Source organism: Microbacterium sp. Leaf161, assembly GCF_001423645.1.
Taxonomy (GTDB): Bacteria; Actinomycetota; Actinomycetes; order Actinomycetales; family Microbacteriaceae; genus Microbacterium; species Microbacterium forte.
In genome coordinates this window covers 448697-468250 of sequence record NZ_LMOW01000002.1, presented here as the reverse complement: position 1 = coordinate 468250, position 19554 = coordinate 448697, and the positions used below count along the sequence as shown (strand labels likewise).

Sequence of the window (19554 nt, the reverse complement as noted above, 5' to 3'; positions counted from 1 at the left end):
CGCGGCACGATCCGAGTCGAAAGGCGTGGGAGACTAGAGCAATGCTCCGCGTGCTCACGGCCGGCGAATCGCACGGCCCAGAACTCATTGCCGTCTTGGAGGGTCTGCCTTCAGGCGTCCCTGTGTCCTCCGAGGCGATCCAGGCCGATCTCGCACGTCGCAAGCTCGGCTATGGGCGCGGCTCGCGCATGAAGTTCGAGCAGGACGAGCTGACGATCTCGGGCGGCGTCCGCCACGGCAAGACCCTCGGCAGCCCGATCGCTCTCCGCATCGGCAACACGGAGTGGCCGAAGTGGATCGAGGTCATGAACCCCGAACCCGTCGAGCTGACAGACAAGTCCCGTGGCCGGAGCGCACCGCTGACCCGCCCGCGGCCAGGACACGCCGATCTCGTGGGCATGCAGAAGTATGACTTCGACGAAGCACGGCCCATCCTCGAGCGTGCCAGCGCACGAGAGACGGCCGCCAGGGTCGCCCTCGGCGCCATCGCCCGCTCGTTCCTCGGCGAGTTGGGCATCCGCCTCGTCAGCCACACGCTGTCGATCGGGCCGGTACGCGTGCCGGACGGCGCTCCGCTTCCGACCCCCGAAGACGTCGACACGCTCGATGCCGATCCGCTGCGCTGCTTCGACGCGACGACCTCCGCCCTCATGGTGGAGGAAGTCGATGACGCGAAGAAGGACGGCGACACCCTCGGTGGGATCGTCGAGGTGCTCGCATACGGTCTTCCGCCCGGACTGGGCTCGCACGTGCACTGGGATCGCCGTCTGGACGCACGTCTCGCACAGGCCCTCATGAGCATCCAGGCGATCAAGGGCGTCGAGATCGGCGACGGCTTCGAGACCACGCGCCGACGCGGCTCCGCCGCTCACGACGAGCTGTTCGCGACCGCAGACGGCATCTCGCGCGGCTCGGACCGCGCGGGAGGCACCGAGGGCGGGATGTCGACCGGAACGGTGCTGCGCGTGCGCGCGGGAATGAAGCCGATCGCCACCGTGCCGCATGCTCTTCGCACGATCGACGTCGCCTCGGGCGAGGACGCCACCGCACACCATCAGCGCTCTGACGTGTGCGCCGTGCCGGCGGCCGGAGTGGTGGCCGAAGCCATGGTGGCCGTCGAACTCGCCAATGCCGTGCTCGAGAAGTTCGGGGGCGACAGCATCGGCGAGACCCGCCGCAACCTCGAGGGTTACCTCGCGGCGATCCCGGCCGAGCTGCGCACGACGCCCGCGTCCGAGGCGGCGCTCATCGCGCATGACGAGCGAGGCTGATCCGCTGACGCTGGTGCTCGTCGGTCCGATGGCCGCCGGCAAGACCAGCGTCGGGCGTCGCGTCGCGCGCAAGCTCGGCGTGCCGTTCGTCGACACCGACAAGCGCGTGGTCGCAGCACACGGCCCGATACCGGCGATCTTCGAGCAGCACGGTGAGGCGCACTTCCGCGCGCTCGAGCGCGCCGCGGTCGCAGAGGCTCTGGGGACGGGCGGTGTGATCTCCCTCGGCGGTGGGGCCGTGACGGACGCGGCCACCCGCACGCTGCTGATCGAGCACCCGGTCGTGTTCCTGACCGTGACCCCTGCGGCGGTCGCCGATCGGATCCACAGCGGCGGACGCCCCCTGCTCGCGGGCGATGACCCCGTCGGGCGTTGGACACAGATCTTCGAAGAACGTCGAGACTGGTATGACGAGGTGGCATCCGTGACGTTCGACACGTCACGGCGCCCCATGCAGCGCATAGCCGACGACATCGTGGCATGGAGGAGAGAACTGGGATGAGTACGACAACCATCAGCGTGACGGGGGAGAACCCCTACGACATCGCCATCGGCCGCGGCATCCTCGACCGGGTGTCAGAGGCGCTCGATCCCGGAGTGCGCAAGGTCCTCGTCGTCCACCCGCCCACGCTCGCCGCCCGTGCGGCGGAGCTGCGGGATCGGCTGCTCGCCGACGTCGAGAACGGTCAGCGCGAGGTTCTGCTCGCAGAGGTGCCTGATGCCGAGCAGGGCAAGCGCATCGAGGTGGCCGCCTTCTGCTGGCAGGTGATGGGACAGGCCGACTTCACCCGTTCGGACGCCGTCGTCGGATACGGCGGCGGCGCCGTGACGGATCTCGCCGGCTTCGTCGCGGCGACCTGGCTGCGGGGGGTGCAGCTCGTCCAGGTGCCCACCACCGTGCTCGGCCTCGTGGACGCATCGGTGGGCGGCAAGACCGGGATCAACACCGCCGAGGGCAAGAACCTCGTCGGCGCTTTCTGGGCACCTCGCGCGGTGATCGGCGACCTCGACGAGCTCGCCAGCCTCAGCCCGAACGAGGCGACCGCGGGCTTCGCCGAGGTCGTGAAGGCCGGATTCATCTGGGCCCCCGAGATCCTCGACATCATCGAAGCGGACCCCGCGCGCGCCGTCGACTCGACGACACCCGAGTTCCGTCGGGCGATCGAACTCGCCATCGACATGAAGGCGCAGGTCGTCTCCGACGACTTCCGCGAAGCGGGCCAGCGCGGGATCCTCAACTACGGCCACACCCTCGGCCACGCGATCGAGCATGCCGAGCGATACCGCTGGCGCCACGGTGCGGCCGTCTCGATCGGCATGCTGTACGCGGCTGAGCTGTCGCGACTCGCCGGCCGACTGTCGGACTCCGCCGCCGAGCGTCACCGCACGATCCTCGACTCGCTCGGGCTGCCGACCGGCTATCGTGCCGGTGCATGGCCACAGCTGCTCGCGACGATGCAGCGCGACAAGAAGAGCCGGGGTGGCATGCTGCGGTTCATCCTCCTCGACGACATCGCCAAGCCCACCGTGCTGCAGGCGCCGGACGAGTCGCTGCTCTTCGCCGCCTACCAGGAGATCGGCGAATGACCCGTCGCATCCTGCTCGTCAACGGTCCGAACCTCAACCTGCTCGGCAGCCGCGAGCCCGAGGTCTACGGCACGGCGACACTCGCCGATGTCGAGAAGCTCACCGCTGCGGCCGCCGAGGCGGAGGGCTTCGAGCTCCGGGCGCTGCAGAGCAATCACGAGGGGGTGCTGATCGATGCCATCCACGCCGCGAGGGAGGACTGCACTGCGATCATCATCAACCCGGGCGGGCTCACGCACACGAGTGTGGCGCTGCGCGACGCCCTGACCGGCGTCGCTCTGCCGTTCGCCGAGGTGCACATCTCCGACGTGTATGCGCGGGAGGAGTTCCGGCACCATTCCTACCTCCACGATGTGGCAGCGGTGCGTGTGATCGGCGAGGGCGTCGACGGCTACGCGAGCGCTGTGCGGCAGCTCGCAGCGCTCATCGCGTAGAATCGACTCTCGGCCCACCCCAGTCCACCTCGGACGCGAGCGGCCCCCAGACTCTAGAAACGGAAAGTCCAGCGCATGGCATCTACCGCAGACATCAAGAACGGCGTCGTCCTCAACATCGAGCGGCAGCTCTGGAGCGTCGTCGAGTTCCAGCACGTCAAGCCCGGCAAGGGCGGCGCGTTCGTCCGCACGAAGCTCAAGAACGTGATGAGCGGCAAGGTCGTCGACAAGACGTTCAACGCCGGCGCGAAGATCGAGATCGAGAACGTCGACCGTCGCGACTACACCTACCTGTACACCGATGGTGACGGGTACGTCTTCATGGACCAGACCGACTACGACCAGATCACTGTCCCCGCGGCGACCGTCGGCGATGCGAAGAACTTCCTGCTTGAGAACCAGCAGGTCACGATCGCGCTCAACAACGGCAACCCGCTGTACATCGATCTGCCGGCGTCCGTGATCCTCGAGATCACCTACTCCGAGCCGGGCGTGCAGGGCGACCGCTCGTCGGCCGGCACCAAGCCCGCCACGCTCGAGACGGGTTACGAGATCCAGGTGCCGCTGTTCGTGGAGACCGGCACCAAGGTCAAGGTCGACACGCGCACCGGCGACTACCTCGGTCGCGAGAAGTAAGGCGTGAGCGCCCGTACGAAGGCGCGCAAGCGCGCACTCGACATCCTGTTCTCCGCCGACGTCCGTGGCGACGAGGTCGCGGTGGCCCTGGCCGCCGAAGCCAAGCGCGCCGCGAGCGAACCCGCCCGCGAGGCCTCCTGGCTGTACGCGCGCGAGGTCGTCGACGGCATCATCGACCACCGCGACGAGATCGACGAGCTCATCACGACGCACAGTCGAGACTGGAAGCTCGAGCGGATGCCCGCGGTCGACCGCGCGCTGCTGCGCATCGGCGTCTGGGAGATCCTGTTCAACGCCGAGGTGCCGACGGCCGTCGCCATCGACGAGGCGGTCGAGCTCGCCAAGGAGTTCTCCACCGACGATTCGGGTGCATTCGTGCACGGCGTGCTCGCCCGTGTCTCTCGCGCGGCCTGAGCGACGACTCAGGACGCGGTCTCCGAGATGTCGGAGGCCCTGGGAAGGATGGGGTCATGCCCGCGCCGCACGTCGATCTTCGGGATCTCATGCAGATCACCGATGCGGGTGGTTATCAACGCGGTCTCGCCTATTTCCGCGAGGGCAACGTGCTCGACGTGGTCTGGCATGAGGATCTCCTCGAACTCGAGGGGCATGTTCGCGGCAGCTCCGATGCCCAGTATGTGACCGAGATCCTCTTCCACTCGTCGAACGGGACGAGGCGTCCGAGGACGACTCGCTGCTCGTGCCCCGTGGGCAGCGGCTGCAAGCACGTCGTCGCGACGCTGCTCGCGTCCAACGTGCACGAGTACTCCCAGCAGGCGGCGGCTCTTCAGCGTCAGCCCGAGGTTCAACCCGAGTCAGTCGCGCCCCGCAGCGCTGCGGCGACGTCGTGGCGCAGCCTGCTCGACCCGTCGGTCTCTCGGCACCCCCAGCGCCTCGCGCTCGGGATCGAGCTGCGGCACCGCGAGTCCCGCAGCGAGAACCACTGGGGACCACGCCCCGTTCGTGCTGCGACGGCACGCGATCTGGCACGCCCGAACGGGGAGCTGCTGCTGGCGATCCGTCCGATGATGCGCAGTGCGCAGACCGGCGCCTGGATCCAGGGAGGCGCAGGCTGGGATGCCGTCCGGCGCGACGCCTCACAGTTCGGTCGCGATCAGAACCGCTGGTTCGGCGACCTGCTCAGCATCTCGCGGGATTCGCTGCTCTCCGGCAACGCCGGCGAATGGCTCGTCCTCGACCAGGTCGAGTCCCCTTTGCTCTGGCGGCACCTCCGATCGGGCGCCGAGCTCGGCATCCCGCTCGTCGCGAGTCAGAAGAGCGCCTCGGTGCGCATCGCTGCCGGCGCGGAGGTCTCGACACGCATCACTCGAACGGACGACGGCTCTCTGGCGGTGTCCGCGGACGTGCGCATCGACGATCGAGAGGTTCCTGACCGGGAGGTACATCCGATCGGCCGCACGGGGGTGTACTCGGTCGGCCTCGTGGGCGCACGGATCGAGATCGTCCTCGCCGAGGTGCCGCTGAGCGAGCAGACGCGCGCACTGCTCGCGGCACCCGATCCGATCGTCGTGCCCTCCGACGACGAGAAGGCGTTCATCGCCGACGCGTATCCGCTGCTGGCGAGACGAAGCACCGTGCGCACGGTCGGCGCGGTCGCGCTTCCCGACGTTCCCGAGCCGGAGCCCGTGTTGACCGTCGGCTACGAGCGCGGCGATGTCGTGAGTTACACGTTCGAATGGTCATACGGTCAGTTCGGGCGCGTGCCGTTCGCCTGGAACGACGCAGCAGTGCGCGACGCCGCCGTCGAGACCGCCAAGAGGGCGGCGATCGAGGCGGCGTGGCAGGAGTTCCGCACGACGAGCTTCAGGCCGAGCGGTTCCTTCCATGACATCGACGCGGCGGCGTTCGTCGCGGAGGGGGTTCCCGCGCTCGAGGCGGTGGGAGTCCGCGTCGAATCGAGCGGAGAGCGCAAGGCGTACCGCGAGCTGACCGGTGATCCGCAGGTCAAGGTCACGACCGTCGAGTCGACGGACTCCGACTGGTTCGATCTCGGCATCCTCGTGACGATCGACGGCCGGACGATCCCCTTCGGGCCGCTGTTCACGGCACTGAGCAAGGGGCGCAAGAAGCTGCTCCTCTCCGATGGCGGGTACTTCTCACTCAACCACCCGTCGCTGGATCGTCTCCGTGACCTCATCGAGGAGGCGGGCGAGCTCGACGAGTGGGAGACGGGCCCCCGGATCAGTCGGTACCAGACCGATCTCTGGGAGGAGTTCGAGGATCTCGCAGACGAGGCCGAGCCGGCCGTCAGCTGGCGCGCCACGGCTGACGGGCTTCGTCAGGCCACAGGTGTCCCCCCGACGCCCGTGCCCGAGGGGGTTCAGGCGGAGTTGCGCCCCTATCAGAAGACCGGCTTCGACTGGCTGGTCTTCCTGTGGCGTCATCGGCTGGGCGGAATCCTCGCCGACGACATGGGTCTCGGCAAGACCCTGCAGCTCCTGACGTTCGTGCAGCACACGAAGGATGCCGGCGAGACGCGGCCGTTCCTCGTGCTCGCGCCCACATCGGTGCTGAGCACGTGGCGGTCGGAGGCCGCGCGATTCACTCCGGGGCTTCGCGTGTCGATCGTCGACAGCACGAGCGGAAAACGCGCTGATGTGCTGAGGGCGGCGGCACGGTCGAGCGACCTGGTCGTCAGCTCGTACACGGTCGCACGACTCGACGAAGAGGAGTTCCGCGAGGTCGAGTGGGCCGGACTGATCCTCGACGAGGCCCAGTTCGTCAAGAACCCCAAGACGAGACTCCACCGCGCCATCTCGACGTTCCGTGCCGACGTCACGTACGCCGTGACCGGCACGCCGATGGAGAACAGCCTCTCCGAGCTGTGGTCGCTTCTCAAACTCGCCGCGCCGGGGCTCTTCCCCTCGGCGCGGAAGTTCAAGGACCGCTACATCCAGCCGATCGAGAAGGGGAAGGTCCCCGAGAACGAGGAGGGCGGCGAGTATCGCGCTCGGCGCCTCGCCCAGCTCCGTCGTCGCGTCAGGCCTCTGATGCTGCGGCGCACGAAGGAGCTCGTGGCGCCCGACCTCCCTGCCAAGCAGGAGCAGCTTCTCGAGGTCGAGATGAGCCCGGAGCACAAGGCGCTCTACGACGTCGTGCTGCAGCGCGAGCGTCAGAAGGTCCTGGGGCTGATCGACGATCTCGATCGCAATCGCTTCATCGTGTTCCGCTCTCTGACGCTGCTGCGGATGCTGAGCCTCGCACCTGCGTTGGTCGACGAAGCCGATGCGGACATCGGCTCGAGCAAGCTCGACACGCTTCTCGAGCGAGTGGTCGAGCTGCAGGCCGAGGGGCACCGCGCGCTCGTCTTCAGCCAGTTCACCTCGTTCCTCGATCTCGCAGCTGCTCGTCTCGAGGCCGCCGGCATCCCGTATGCGCATCTCGACGGCTCGACGCGGCGCAGAGAGCAGGTGATCGACGGGTTCAAGGCGGGGGAGCAGCCGGTGTTCCTGATCAGCCTGAAGGCCGGTGGGTTCGGACTCACGCTGACCGAAGCCGACTATGTCTTCCTGCTCGATCCCTGGTGGAACCCGGCCGCCGAAGAGCAGGCGATCGACCGCACGCATCGTATCGGGCAGACGAATCAGGTGTTCGTCTATCGGATGATCTCGACCGGCACGATCGAGGAGAAGGTCCTCGAGCTTCAGCGCCGCAAGGCCAGGCTCTTCACCGCGGTGATGGACGACGACGAGCTCTTCGCGCAGTCGCTCACGGCCGACGACATCAAGGGTCTGTTCGACGAGGCCTGATTTGTTCCGGCCGGGTCACCGCATCCGTCCAGCACCCCGTCGGTAGAATCGAACGGTTCACTTCAGGAGGAATGCATGCGGATCACGGGACTCGGCCACGCCGGGATGTTCATCGAGACAGTCGGCGGGAACATCATCTGCGACCCGGTTCTCGGGCCCTCGTTCTTCGGCTCGTGGTTCCCGTTCCCCGACAACCGCGCTCTCGACTGGGAGCGGTTCGGCCGCGAGGCGGACTTCCTCTACATCTCTCACCGGCACCGCGACCACTTCGACCCGACGCTGCTCGAGCGCTACATCCGCAAGGACATCGAGGTGCTGCTGCCCGAGTACCCCATCGATGACCTCGAACAGGACATCAGGGCACTGGGATACACGAACATCACCTACGCCCCGGCGGGCAGGATCATCGAGCGCGGCGATCTCAAGATCATGATCACGCCGTTGCGAGCGCCGAGTGACGGCCCCATCGGCGACTCGTCGCTGAGCGTCGACGACGGCACCGGATCGGTGCTCAACCAGAACGACTCCCACCCCCTCGACCTCGACACGCTGCTGCACTTCGGCAAGCCCGACGCGTACTTCACGCAGGTCTCGGGTGCGATCTGGTGGCCCATGGTCTACGACCTGCCGATGGACGCGAAGCAGAACTTCGCGAAGCTCAAGCGAGACGCGCAGAACAAGCGAGCGATGTACTACATCGACAAGGTGGACGCTCCGCACGTCTTCCCGATGGCAGGGCCGCCCATGTTCCTGCGCGACGATCTCTTCGACTTCAACGGGGTCGGACGCAACGGTGAGTCCATCTTCACGGACCAGAAGCAGTTCCTCGCCCACATTAAGGAGCTCTCGCCGCAGTACGACGGGCATCTGTTCGTTCCGGGGACGGTCGTGACCGTCGACGCCGGTCAGGTGTCGACCGAGCAGACGCTGTACTCCGAGGCGGAGCTCGCCCACATCTTCGATGAGAAGTGGGACTACCTCGAAGAGCAGCGGGCGTCCCGCCAGCAGGAGATCCTCGATGAGGAGGCTTCTCGCGCAGAGGTCCTGCCTGCCGCCGAGATGCTCGAGGAGCTGAAGACCTGGTGGGAGCCGCTGCTGAAGAAGTCGCGCACCATCCGCCTCGGAGTCGGTGGCTGCGTGCGATTCAGGATCGGCGACCTCGACATGGTCGTGGACTTCCCTCGGGCGAAGGTCCGCGAGTATGCGGGCGAGGAGTGCATCTACTGGTACACGATCCCCGCTGATCTCGTCTCGACGAACATCCGCGATCATGAGATCGACTGGTCGAACTCGATCTTCCTCTCCATGCAGTTCCAGGTGGGACGCAGCGGCAAGTTCAACGAGTTCCTGACGACGTTCCTCAAGTGCCTCTCGGTCGACCGCATCGAGTACGTCGAGAACTGGTACCAGGAGCAGACGGATCAGACCGAGGACGCCGAGATCGGCGACTGGGTCGTGCAGCGCCGCTGCCCGCACCTGCGTGCCGACCTGACCAAGACCGGCAAGGTCGACGAAGACGGCATCCTGACCTGCAGCATGCACGACTGGAAGTGGGACCTCAAGACCGGCCGCTGCCTGTCCACGAGCGGTCACCCCATCCGTTCCGCGAAGATCGACGAGGTCAGCGACGCTGTGCTCAGCGAGGCCAGCTGACGTGTCACGAACCCCGCATCCGCAGGGATCGGGTCGTGATGCCCGAACGACGCGGCTCGAGTACAAGGGGCCGTTGCGCGGTGCGCGATGGATCGTGCGATCCGACTCCGAGCGACTCGTGCGCATCGCCGCGGACTTCTTGACCGGCGTGGGCTTCGAGCGCCGCGACGACGACTTCGACGGCAGGCTCCGCGCGCGAGGCTCGGAGTGGACGGCGACCGCGCTCGAGATCGGCGACGAGAAGGGCTCGAAGCGCAGCTGGTGGCGAGGCCTTCTGACCGATGAACTGCCCTTCCCGTTGCCCCACGCGCTGCAGCCCGTGCTGCCCCCGACGCTCGTCGTGGCCGCAGCTCGCCCCGTCGCCGTCGGCGTGGCCGAGCTCGTCGTCTTCCCGCACACTTCGGCACGTGGAGATGCGACGCATGCGCGCGCAGCGGCACCACGCGTCACATCCGCCCTGGAACAGATCACCGCCGCCGCCGGGGCCGAGGGCGCGATGCTCTCGCACGAGTCGCTCTCCGGCATAGCGAACGACGGCTCGCCCGCCTCGCAGGCGGTCGTGCGTGAAGTCCTGGAGTGGCGCTGAGTCGCGCTAGACTGGGTCAATCAAGCAACCTTTAACACCGTCCTGTGAGGCGGAGAAGGGAGCGGCCGATGAGTGCACGAACTGTGCTGCACGAAGCCGATATCTCGCGGGCATTGACCCGCATCGCACATGAGATCCTCGAATCCAATCGGGGGGCTGAGAACCTCGTCCTGCTGGGAATTCCGACCCGCGGAGTCACTCTCGCCCATCGCCTGTCCGCTGTGATCGGTGAGATCGCACAGACCGCCGTTCCCGTGGGAGCGCTCGACGTCACACTCTTCCGGGATGATCTCGCGAAGCAGCCGACGCGGTCCCCTCGTCCGACGGACATCCCCGCCGGCGGCATCGACGGCAAGACGGTCGTCCTCGTCGACGACGTGCTCTTCTCCGGTCGCAGCATCCGCGCTGCGCTCGATGCGCTGCAGTCGATCGGCCGTCCCTCGATCGTGCGCCTCGCGATCCTGGTCGATCGGGGTCACCGCGAACTGCCGATCCGGCCCGACTTCGTCGGCAAGAACATCCCGTCGTCCCGTCAGGAGCGAGTCAACGTGCGGCTGGCCGAACATGACGGCGCCGAGGAGGTGACGATCGAAGCATGAGACACCTCCTCGACACCCGCACCCTCGATCGCGAGACGGCTCTGCGCATCCTCGACGTCGCCGAGGACATGTCCGACACGCAGTCACGCGAGGTCAAGAAACTCCCGACCCTCCGCGGCAAGACCGTCGTGAACCTCTTCTTCGAGGACTCGACGCGAACCCGCATCTCGTTCGAGGCCGCAGCGAAGCGTCTGTCGGCCGACGTCATCAACTTCGCGGCCAAGGGCTCGAGCGTCTCCAAGGGGGAGAGCCTGAAGGACACCGCCCAGACGCTGCAGGCGATGGGCGCGGATGCGGTCGTCATCCGCCACCCCGCATCAGGTGCGCCGCAGACACTCGCCACCAGCGGCTGGATCTCGGCCGGGGTGGTCAATGCCGGCGACGGCACGCACGAGCACCCGACCCAGGCGCTCCTCGACGCGTTCACGATCCGCAAACGGCGCTTCGGCGCCGACAGCCGCGGTCGCGATCTCGCCGGCATCCGGGTCGTGATCGTCGGCGACGTGCTGCACTCGCGGGTCGCGCGATCGAACGTCTGGCTGCTCGCCACGCTCGGCGCCGAGGTCACCCTGGTCGCTCCGCCCACCCTGGTGCCGCAGAACGTCTCGCTCTGGCCCGCCAGGGTCGTCTACGACCTCGACCAGGCCCTGGCCGAGGGGCCCGACGCCGTGATGATGCTCCGCATCCAGCTCGAGCGCATGAACGCCGCATATTTCCCCACTGAGCGGGAGTATTCCAGACGATGGGGTCTTGACGCGCTGCGTGTGGCCGGCCTTCCGGACGGTAGCATTGTCATGCACCCCGGACCCATGAACCGAGGGTTGGAGATCTCCTCCGAAGCCGCCGATTCCCCGCGTTCGACCGTGCTGGAACAGGTGACGAACGGGGTGTCCATCCGCATGGCGGTGCTGTACCTGCTCCTTGCAGGAGAACGAGACGACGAACGAGGGGGAGACCTGTGAGCGAGACCCTCGTCATCACCGGCGCACAGCTTCTCGGTGCCGAGCGCGCCGACATCATCGTGGAGAACGGTCTGATCACCGAGATCGGCACCGGGCTGAGCCGTGGGGGTGCGCGGGTCATCGACGCCGACGGCCTGGTGGCACTTCCCGGGCTCGTCGATCTGCACACCCATCTGCGCGAACCCGGCTACGAAGCGTCCGAGACGATCCTCACCGGCACCAGGGCGGCCGCGGCCGGCGGGTTCACCGCCGTGTTCGCCATGCCGAACACGTCTCCGGTGGCCGACACCGCAGGCGTCGTGGAGCAGGAGCTCGCGCTCGGTGAAGCGGCCGGGTACGCGACCGTGCAGCCCATCGGCGCCGTGACCGTGGGGCAGAAGGGCGAGCGACTCGCCGAGCTCGGTGCGATGGCGACATCCCGTGCGCAGGTTCGCGTCTTCAGCGATGACGGATTCTGCGTCTTCGACCCGCTGATCATGCGTCGCGCGCTCGAGTACGTGAAGTCCTTCGGCGGCGTCATCGCGCAGCACGCGCAGGACCCCCGCCTCACCGAGGGCGCCCAGATGAACGAGGGCACCGTCTCGGCCGAGCTCGGCCTCGCCGGATGGCCGGCCGTCGCCGAGGAGTCGATCATCGCCCGCGATGTGCTCCTCGCCGAGCACGTCGGATCGCGTCTGCACGTCTGCCACCTGTCCACGGCCGGCTCCGTCGACATCATCCGCTGGGCCAAGAAGCGGGGCATCGACGTCACGGCCGAGGTCACTCCGCATCATCTGCTCCTCACCGATGAGCTCGTGCGCGGGTACGACGCGCGCTACAAGGTCAATCCGCCGCTGCGTCGCGAGGAGGACGTCCTGGCGGTGCGCGAAGGCCTCGCCGACGGCACCATCGACATCGTCGCGACCGACCACGCGCCGCACCCGAGCGAGCACAAGTCGTGCGAGTGGCAGGCCGCCGCCAACGGCATGGTCGGACTCGAGAGCGCGCTGCGCGTCGTGCACCAGTCGATGGTGCAGACCGGCCTGATCGGCTGGGAGGACGTCGCTCGGGTGATGAGCGCCGCGCCCGCGCGGATCGGCCGTCTCTCGGGCCACGGGCTGCCTCTCGAGGCGGGTGCTCCCGCGCAGATCACCCTCTACGACCCGTCCGTCGCCGGCGTCTTCACCGAATCGGACCTGCACGGTCGCAGCGTGAACTCGCCCTACCTCGGCCGCGACCTCCCCGGTCGCGTCGAATTCACGATGCACCGCGGAGTCCTGACGGTCGACGGCGCAGACGTCGTCGAGGAGCTGAACGCATGAGCGCGCGCGACATCGCCATCGCGATCACCATCGCCGTGGCGGCGCTCGTGCTCGTCGTCATGTTCACCGCGTGGCGACGACGACTCCGACGCGACTCTGGTCTCTCGGCGCCCCTCGGAGTGCCGGAGCACGCCGAGGTGATCGCCCGTCGTGAGGTGCTCTACGTCTCGACGACCAAGCACGACCAGCCGCTGGAGCGGCTGACCCTGCACCCGCTCGCCTACCGAGCCAGGGGAGAGGCCGCCGTCACTGATCGCGGCCTCGCGCTCTGCCTCGACGGGGCGCCGACGGTCTTCCTCGCCTCTGCACGGCTCGCGAGCGTCGATCGTGCGACCGTGACGATCGACCGCGTCGTGGAACCGGGCGGACTCGTCCGCGTCGCCTGGAGCGCAGACGACGACACGATCGTCGACTCGTACCTCCGCCTGACAGACGGCGACCCCCAGAACTTCATCTCAGAACTGCAGCGCCTCGTCCCCGCCACGGACGACACCGCCGCCCCCGACACAGGAGCAACGTCATGACAGCCCTCCCCGAACCCGCCGTCCTCGTCCTCGAAGACGGGACCCGCCACACGGGCCGTGCATACGGCGCGCGGGGCACCACTTTCGGCGAGGTCGTCTTCGCCACCGGCATGTCCGGCTACCAGGAGACCCTCACCGATCCCTCGTACGCAGGCCAGATCGTCTTGCAGACGGCACCGCACATCGGCAACACCGGCATGAACGACGAAGACCGCGAGTCCCGTCGCATCTGGGTGGCCGGCTACATCGTCCGCGACCCCTCGCGCGTCGTCTCGAACTGGCGAGCCAACGCCTCGCTCGACGAGATCCTCGAGCGAGACGGCATCGTGGGCATCAGCGGCATCGACACCCGCTCGATCACCCGACACATCCGCTCGGCCGGCTCGATGCGCGGCGGCGTGTTCTCGGGCGACGCCGCGAAGATCGACCCCGAAGAGCAGCTGCGGCTCGTGCGCGAAGCCCCCGAGATGGCCGGTCAGAACCTCTCGTCGCAGGTCTCTGTCGACGTCGCCACGGTGACGACGGCGATGGGGGAGCGGGTCGGCAATCTCGCCGTCCTCGACCTCGGAGTCAAGCAGGCGACGATCGACAATCTGGCAGCCCGCGGCTTCGAGGTGCACGTGCTGCCCCAGGACGTCACGATCGACGACATCCGCTCGATCGACCCCGTCGCCGTCTTCTACTCGAACGGCCCCGGAGACCCCGCGGCGTCGGGCGACCATGTCGAGCTGCTGCGCTCGGTGCTCGACGACGGGCTGCCGTTCTTCGGGATCTGCTTCGGAAACCAGCTGCTCGGCAGGGCGCTGGGGCTCGGCACCTACAAGCTGCCCTTCGGCCACCGCGGCATCAATCAGCCGGTGCTCGACAAGTCCACCGGACGCGTCGAGATCACCGCGCACAACCACGGTTTCGCCGTGGAAGCGCCGCTGGAGGGTTCGTTCGACAGTCCCCACGGCTACGGCAAGGTCGAAGTCAGCCACGTCGGTCTGAACGACAACGTCGTGGAGGGCCTCCGCGCCCTCGACATCCCGGCGTTCTCGGTGCAGTACCACCCGGAGGCCGCCGCCGGCCCGCACGACGCCAACTATCTCTTCGACCGGTTCCGTGACATGGTCATCGCCAGCAAGAAGGACGCCAAGTAATGCCCAAGCGCGACGACATCAACTCCGTTCTCGTCATCGGCTCCGGCCCGATCGTCATCGGTCAGGCCTGCGAGTTCGACTACTCCGGCACCCAGGCGTGCCGTGTGCTCCGCGAAGAGGGCGTCAGGGTCATCCTGGTCAACTCCAACCCGGCCACGATCATGACCGACCCCGACTTCGCCGACGCGACGTACATCGAGCCGATCACGTGGCAGGTCATCGAGACGATCATCGCGAAGGAGCGCCCTGACGCGATCCTTCCGACTCTCGGTGGACAGACCGCCCTGAACGCCGCGATCGAGCTGCACAACCACGGCATCCTCGAGAAGTACGACGTCGAGCTGATCGGCGCGAGCTTCGAGGCGATCAACAAGGGCGAGGACCGCCAGATCTTCAAGCAGCTCGTGCTCGACGCCGGAGCCGACGTCGCCCGCAGCATCATCGCGCACTCGATGGACGACCTGCTCGAGGGTGCGGCCGAGCTGGGCTATCCGCTTGTCGTGCGCCCTTCGTTCACGATGGGCGGTCTCGGCTCGGGCTTCGCATACGACGAAGAGGACCTGCGCCGCATCGGCGGGGCCGGTCTGCGCGATTCGCCGACCACCGAGGTGCTCCTGGAGGAGTCGATCCTCGGCTGGAAGGAGTACGAGCTCGAGCTCATGCGCGACACCGCCGACAACACGGTGGTCGTCTGCTCGATCGAGAACGTCGACCCGGTCGGCGTGCACACGGGCGACTCGATCACGGTCGCCCCGGCTCTGACGCTCACCGACCGCGAGTACCAGAAGCTCCGCGACATCGGCATCGACATCATCCGCGCCGTCGGCGTCGACACCGGTGGCTGCAACATCCAGTTCGCCGTCGACCCCAGCAACGGCCGCATCATCGTCATCGAGATGAACCCGCGCGTCTCGCGCTCGAGCGCCCTCGCCTCGAAGGCCACCGGGTTCCCGATCGCCAAGCTCGCGGCCAAGCTCGCACTCGGCTACCGTCTCGACGAGATCCCCAACGACATCACGGGTGTCACCCCGGCGAGCTTCGAGCCCACGCTCGACTACGTCGTCGTCAAGGTGCCGCGATTCGCGTTCGAGAAGTTCCCGGCCGCCGATGCGACGCTGACGACCACCATGAAGTCGGTGGGTGAGGCCATGGCGATCGGCCGCAACTACGCGACCGCGTTGCAGAAGGCGCTGCGCTCGCTCGAGAAGCGCGGCTCGAGCTTCCACTGGGGCGAGGAGAACCGCTCGGCAGACGAGCTGCTCGAGATCTCGAAGATCCCGACCGACGGTCGCATCGTCACCCTGCAGCAGGCGCTGCGCAAGGGTGCGACAGTCGAGCAGGCGTTCGAGGCGACCGCGATCGACCCGTGGTTCATCGACCAGATCGTGCTGATCAACGAGGTCGCCGAGACCGTGCGCACGGCGCCCGAGCTCGATGCGGCCACGCTCCGCTACGCCAAGGAGCACGGATTCTCCGACGCGCAGATCGCGCAGCTCCGGGGTGACGACGAGGCGGAGATCCGCGGTGTGCGCCACGGCTTGGGCATCCGCCCCGTGTACAAGACGGTCGACACCTGCGCCGGCGAGTTCCCGGCTCTCACGCCGTATCACTACTCGAGCTACGACTTCGAGACCGAGGTCATGCCATCGGATCGCACCAAGGTCGTGATCATCGGATCCGGTCCCAACCGCATCGGCCAGGGCGTCGAGTTCGACTACTCCTGCGTGCACGCGTCGTTCGCGCTGTCGGATGCCGGCTTCGAGACCATCATGGTCAACTGCAACCCCGAGACCGTGTCCACCGACTACGACACGTCCGACCGGCTCTACTTCGAGCCGCTGACGCTCGAGGACGTGCTCGAGGTGCTCGACGCGGAAGCCGCCAGCGGCACCATCCTCGGCGTCGTCTGCCAGCTCGGCGGCCAGACGCCGCTGGGTCTCGCCAAGGGCATCGAGGCCGCGGGCTACACCGTGCTCGGCACGAGCCCCGAGGCCATCGACATCGCCGAAGAGCGCGAGCTGTTCTCCCAGCTGCTCGACGCGGCGGGTCTCATCGCACCGCGTCACGGCACCGCTGTGAACGCTGACGCCGCGGTGGCCGTGGCCGACGAGATCGGCTACCCCGTGCTCGTGCGTCCGAGCTTCGTGCTCGGCGGCCGGGGAATGGAGATCGTCTACAGCGCGGAGTCGCTGCGCGAGTACTTCGTGCGCACGGCGGGCGAGGTCATCATCGAGGAGGGCAAGCCCCTGCTCGTCGACCGATTCCTCGACGATGCGATCGAGCTCGATGTCGACGCGCTGTACGACGGCACCGATCTGTACATCGGCGGCGTGATGGAGCACCTCGAAGAGGCCGGCATCCACTCGGGCGACTCCAGCTGCACGCTGCCGCCGGTCTCGCTCGGCCGCACCGACATCGACCGGGTGCGCGAGGCGACCCTCGCGATCGCGAAGGGTGTCGGCGTGCGCGGTCTGCTCAACGTGCAGTTCGCGATCAGCGCCGGCGTGCTCTACGTCATCGAGGCGAACCCCCGCGCGAGCCGCACGGTGCCGTTCGTCTCGAAGGCGCTGGGCATCCCGATGGCGAAGGCCGCGAGCCGCATCATGGTCGGCTCGACCATCGCCGAGCTCCGCGCCGAGGGCATGCTCCCCGAGCAGGACGGCTCTCGTGTGCCGCTCGACGCCCCCGTCTCGGTGAAGGAGGCCGTGCTTCCCTTCAAGCGGTTCCGCACGGCCGACGGCAAGACCGTCGACTCGATCCTCGGCCCGGAGATGCGCTCGACCGGCGAGGTCATGGGCATCGACCGCGACTTCCCGACCGCGTTCGCGAAGAGCCAGGCGGCCGCGTACGGCGGGATGCCGACCTCGGGCACCGTGTTCATCTCGGTGGCCGACTCCGACAAGCGCGCGGTGATCCTGCCGGCCCACCGTCTGCAGCAGCTCGGGTTCACGATCGTGGCCACCGAGGGCACGGCCGAGATCCTCTCGCGCAACGGCATCGCGGTGACCGTGGTCGAGAAGTACAGCGAGACCCAGGAGTCGGGCGCGACCAACATCGTCGACCTCATCAACGACGGGTCGATCGACATCGTCGTGAACACGCCTTCGGGTGGAGCGGCGCGTGCTGACGGCTACGAGATCCGTGCGGCGGCCGTCGCGGCCGACAAGGCGCTGTTCACCACGATGGCAGTGCTCGGCGCAGCGGTGAGCGGCATGGATGCAGCCCACGAGGGCTTCCAGGTGAAGAGCCTTCAGGAGTACGCACTCGACCGGAAGGCCGCTCTGTGAGCGCACGCTTCGGCGAATGGGTCCGTGCCGCCCTCGCGGCGCACGGCCCGCTGTGCGTGGGTATCGACCCGCATGCGGCGCTGCTCGCGGACTGGGGGCTCGGTGACGACGCCTCCGGCGTCCGCGAGTTCGGGCTGCGCACGGTCGAGGCCGCCGTTGGCCGTGCCGCGATCGTGAAACCGCAGGTGTCGTTCTTCGAGCGCTTCGGCTCTGCGGGGTTCGCGGCCCTCGAAGACGTGCTCGCGGCTGCGCGCGCGGCCGGACTCATCGTGATCGCGGATGCCAAGCGCGGCGACATCGGCTCGACCATGGATGCGTATGCGGCGGCGTGGCTCACACCGGGGTCTCCGCTCGAGGCCGACGCCCTGACCGTCAACCCGTTCCTCGGGGTCGGTGCGCTCGACGGCGCCTTCGCCCTCGCCGGCGAGCACGACAAGGGCCTCTTCGTGCTCGCCGCGACGAGCAACCCTGAGGCGCAGACTCTGCAGCGCTCGGTCTCCGAGACCGGCCGCGCCGTGTCTGCGGACATCATCTCGGTCGTCTCGGCACGCAATGCGGAGCACTCGGAGGCAGGCGAGTGGGGGAGCTTCGGCTTCGTCATCGGAGCGACGGTGGACTGGACGGATGCCGGCATCGCCGCATTCGCGCCGGTGGCACCCGTCCTCGCCCCCGGTTTCGGCACGCAGGGCGCGACTCCGGCAGACCTGCACCGGCGGTTCGGCTCGATGAGCCCCGCGGTGATCGCGAGCGAGAGCCGCAGCATCCTCTCGGCCGGACCCGCTGGTCTCGCCGCCGCCATCGACGCCCGCGTCGCAGAGTACAGGGAGGCCGGCCGTGGCTGAGTCCCGTCCCGTCCCCGAGGTCGATCGTGCCGCCGCCGCACGCAAGGCGGTCGAGCGGCGCCGCGCCCGTGCGTCGCTCAAGCGCGATCTGACGACGCGTGTCGTCACCCCGCAGTCGGTGCTCGAGCGCGCCACCGCCGACCCCGACTCGGTCGAGGGATCGATGCGCATCACGGACTTCCTGCTCGCCCTCCCTGCCATCGGGGCGGGCAAGCGCGACCGGATCCTCGCGGAACTGCACATCTCGCCGGTCAAGCGACTGGGCGGTCTCGGCGTCAGGCAGCGGCTGGCGCTCACGCAGTGGCTCGACACGCGCTTCCCGCTCCTGCAGCCGCGGGGCGCACGCAGCCGTCTGCTGGTTCTCGCCGGCCCGACCGCTGTGGGGAAGGGCACGGTCGCTGCCCACATCCGCGAGCACAATCCCGAGATCCATCTGTCGGTCTCGGCGACGACCCGCGCACCGCGCCCGGGCGAGATGGACGGCGTGCACTACTACTTCGTCGACGACGCGGAGTTCGATCGGCTGATCGCCGAGGACGAGCTTCTCGAGTACGCGGTCGTGCACAACAGGTCGCGATACGGAACTCCGCGTGCCCCGATCGATGCCGCGCTGGCCGCCGGCAAGACCGTCCTGCTCGAGATCGACCTGCAGGGTGCGCGCCAGGTGCGCAAGGCCGAGCCTGCGGCGACGCTCATCTTCCTGCTGCCGCCGACCTGGGACGAACTGGTTCAGAGACTGGTCGGTCGAGGCACCGAGGGTGCCGAGGAACGCGCTCGCAGACTGCGCACCGCGAAGGTGGAGCTCGCCGCGCAGAACGAGTTCGATCACCTCATCGTGAACGAGGACGTCGCCGCCGCGGCCGCAGAGGTCGTAGAATTATCTTCAAGCTCTGCGCGCTGAGCTTCTTCGCGCGCCGCAGCACAGTCTTCGCGACGATCCCGTCGCCTGATCAGGAGGTC

17 protein-coding genes are annotated in these 19554 nt (G+C 68.0%); all 17 read left to right on the top strand.

Features of this window, described 5'->3' with window-relative positions:
• Positions 1-41 precede the first annotated feature (41 nt).
• The 17 genes from aroC (at position 42) to gmk (ending at position 19495) form a co-directional block, all read left to right on the top strand.
• Positions 42-1271 carry a chorismate synthase gene (gene aroC / locus ASF87_RS15000; RefSeq protein WP_056376926.1) on the top strand — a complete coding sequence of 410 codons (1230 nt, stop codon included), beginning with the start codon at positions 42-44 and terminating at the stop codon, positions 1269-1271.
• The gene (locus ASF87_RS14995; RefSeq protein ID WP_042536616.1) at positions 1255-1773 is read left to right on the top strand and encodes a shikimate kinase; all 519 of its coding nucleotides are present in this window, start codon (positions 1255-1257) and stop codon (positions 1771-1773) included. Before aroC ends, ASF87_RS14995 begins: the two co-directional genes overlap by 17 nt.
• Positions 1770-2858 carry a 3-dehydroquinate synthase gene (gene aroB / locus ASF87_RS14990; RefSeq protein WP_056376924.1) on the top strand — a complete coding sequence of 363 codons (1089 nt, stop codon included), beginning with the start codon at positions 1770-1772 and terminating at the stop codon, positions 2856-2858. The genes ASF87_RS14995 and aroB overlap by 4 nt, the downstream gene beginning before the upstream one ends.
• Positions 2855-3292 (top strand): type II 3-dehydroquinate dehydratase, encoded by a 438-nt coding sequence (gene aroQ, locus ASF87_RS14985; RefSeq protein WP_056376921.1) that lies wholly within the window; start codon positions 2855-2857, stop codon positions 3290-3292. Before aroB ends, aroQ begins: the two co-directional genes overlap by 4 nt.
• 75 nt (positions 3293-3367) lie before the next feature.
• A complete protein-coding gene (gene efp, locus ASF87_RS14980; RefSeq protein ID WP_042536619.1) occupies positions 3368-3928 on the top strand; it encodes an elongation factor P in 561 nt (186 codons plus the stop codon).
• A 3-nt stretch (positions 3929-3931) separates the two neighbouring features.
• Entirely contained in the window at positions 3932-4342 is a 411-nt protein-coding gene (nusB, locus tag ASF87_RS14975; RefSeq protein WP_042536620.1) for a transcription antitermination factor NusB, read from the top strand.
• Positions 4343-4398: 56 nt separating this feature from the next.
• Positions 4399-7698 (top strand): DEAD/DEAH box helicase, encoded by a 3300-nt coding sequence (locus ASF87_RS14970; RefSeq protein ID WP_235558973.1) that lies wholly within the window; start codon positions 4399-4401, stop codon positions 7696-7698.
• Positions 7699-7773: 75 nt separating this feature from the next.
• The gene (locus ASF87_RS14965; RefSeq protein WP_056376919.1) at positions 7774-9351 is read left to right on the top strand and encodes a Rieske 2Fe-2S domain-containing protein; all 1578 of its coding nucleotides are present in this window, start codon (positions 7774-7776) and stop codon (positions 9349-9351) included.
• 1 nt (position 9352) lies between these two features.
• Complete coding sequence (locus ASF87_RS14960; RefSeq protein ID WP_042536622.1) at positions 9353-9937, top strand: hypothetical protein; 585 nt, start codon at positions 9353-9355, stop codon at positions 9935-9937.
• A gap of 68 nt (positions 9938-10005) precedes the next feature.
• Positions 10006-10536 (top strand): bifunctional pyr operon transcriptional regulator/uracil phosphoribosyltransferase PyrR, encoded by a 531-nt coding sequence (gene pyrR / locus ASF87_RS14955; protein WP_042536623.1) that lies wholly within the window; start codon positions 10006-10008, stop codon positions 10534-10536.
• On the top strand, positions 10533-11498 hold the full coding sequence (locus ASF87_RS14950) for an aspartate carbamoyltransferase catalytic subunit (RefSeq protein WP_056376916.1): 966 nt from the start codon (positions 10533-10535) through the stop codon (positions 11496-11498). The genes pyrR and ASF87_RS14950 overlap by 4 nt, the downstream gene beginning before the upstream one ends.
• Positions 11495-12799 carry a dihydroorotase gene (locus ASF87_RS14945; RefSeq protein WP_056376914.1) on the top strand — a complete coding sequence of 435 codons (1305 nt, stop codon included), beginning with the start codon at positions 11495-11497 and terminating at the stop codon, positions 12797-12799. Before ASF87_RS14950 ends, ASF87_RS14945 begins: the two co-directional genes overlap by 4 nt.
• Positions 12796-13323: a PH-like domain-containing protein gene (locus ASF87_RS14940; RefSeq protein WP_056376912.1), complete on the top strand. Its 528-nt coding sequence runs from the start codon at positions 12796-12798 to the stop codon at positions 13321-13323. Before ASF87_RS14945 ends, ASF87_RS14940 begins: the two co-directional genes overlap by 4 nt.
• Complete coding sequence (gene carA, locus ASF87_RS14935; protein WP_056376910.1) at positions 13320-14465, top strand: glutamine-hydrolyzing carbamoyl-phosphate synthase small subunit; 1146 nt, start codon at positions 13320-13322, stop codon at positions 14463-14465. The genes ASF87_RS14940 and carA overlap by 4 nt, the downstream gene beginning before the upstream one ends.
• A complete protein-coding gene (gene carB, locus ASF87_RS14930) occupies positions 14465-17752 on the top strand; it encodes a carbamoyl-phosphate synthase large subunit (protein WP_042536628.1) in 3288 nt (1095 codons plus the stop codon). Before carA ends, carB begins: the two co-directional genes overlap by 1 nt.
• Positions 17749-18594 carry an orotidine-5'-phosphate decarboxylase gene (gene pyrF, locus ASF87_RS14925; RefSeq protein ID WP_056376908.1) on the top strand — a complete coding sequence of 282 codons (846 nt, stop codon included), beginning with the start codon at positions 17749-17751 and terminating at the stop codon, positions 18592-18594. Before carB ends, pyrF begins: the two co-directional genes overlap by 4 nt.
• Positions 18587-19495 (top strand): guanylate kinase, encoded by a 909-nt coding sequence (gene gmk, locus ASF87_RS14920; protein WP_056376906.1) that lies wholly within the window; start codon positions 18587-18589, stop codon positions 19493-19495. The genes pyrF and gmk overlap by 8 nt, the downstream gene beginning before the upstream one ends.
• Positions 19496-19554: the final 59 nt, after the last annotated feature.

Coding starts and splice junctions, on each gene's coding strand:
- aroQ (WP_056376921.1), top strand. CDS start 2,855: ATGACCCGTCGCATCCTGCTCGTCAACGGTCCGAACCTCAACCTGCTC.
- ASF87_RS14995 (WP_042536616.1), top strand. CDS start 1,255: ATGACGAGCGAGGCTGATCCGCTGACGCTGGTGCTCGTCGGTCCGATG.
- carA (WP_056376910.1), top strand. CDS start 13,320: ATGACAGCCCTCCCCGAACCCGCCGTCCTCGTCCTCGAAGACGGGACC.
- pyrR (WP_042536623.1), top strand. CDS start 10,006: ATGAGTGCACGAACTGTGCTGCACGAAGCCGATATCTCGCGGGCATTG.
- aroC (WP_056376926.1), top strand. CDS start 42: ATGCTCCGCGTGCTCACGGCCGGCGAATCGCACGGCCCAGAACTCATT.
- efp (WP_042536619.1), top strand. CDS start 3,368: ATGGCATCTACCGCAGACATCAAGAACGGCGTCGTCCTCAACATCGAG.
- ASF87_RS14950 (WP_056376916.1), top strand. CDS start 10,533: ATGAGACACCTCCTCGACACCCGCACCCTCGATCGCGAGACGGCTCTG.
- carB (WP_042536628.1), top strand. CDS start 14,465: ATGCCCAAGCGCGACGACATCAACTCCGTTCTCGTCATCGGCTCCGGC.
- aroB (WP_056376924.1), top strand. CDS start 1,770: ATGAGTACGACAACCATCAGCGTGACGGGGGAGAACCCCTACGACATC.
- ASF87_RS14965 (WP_056376919.1), top strand. CDS start 7,774: ATGCGGATCACGGGACTCGGCCACGCCGGGATGTTCATCGAGACAGTC.
- ASF87_RS14970 (WP_235558973.1), top strand. CDS start 4,399: ATGCCCGCGCCGCACGTCGATCTTCGGGATCTCATGCAGATCACCGAT.
- ASF87_RS14940 (WP_056376912.1), top strand. CDS start 12,796: ATGAGCGCGCGCGACATCGCCATCGCGATCACCATCGCCGTGGCGGCG.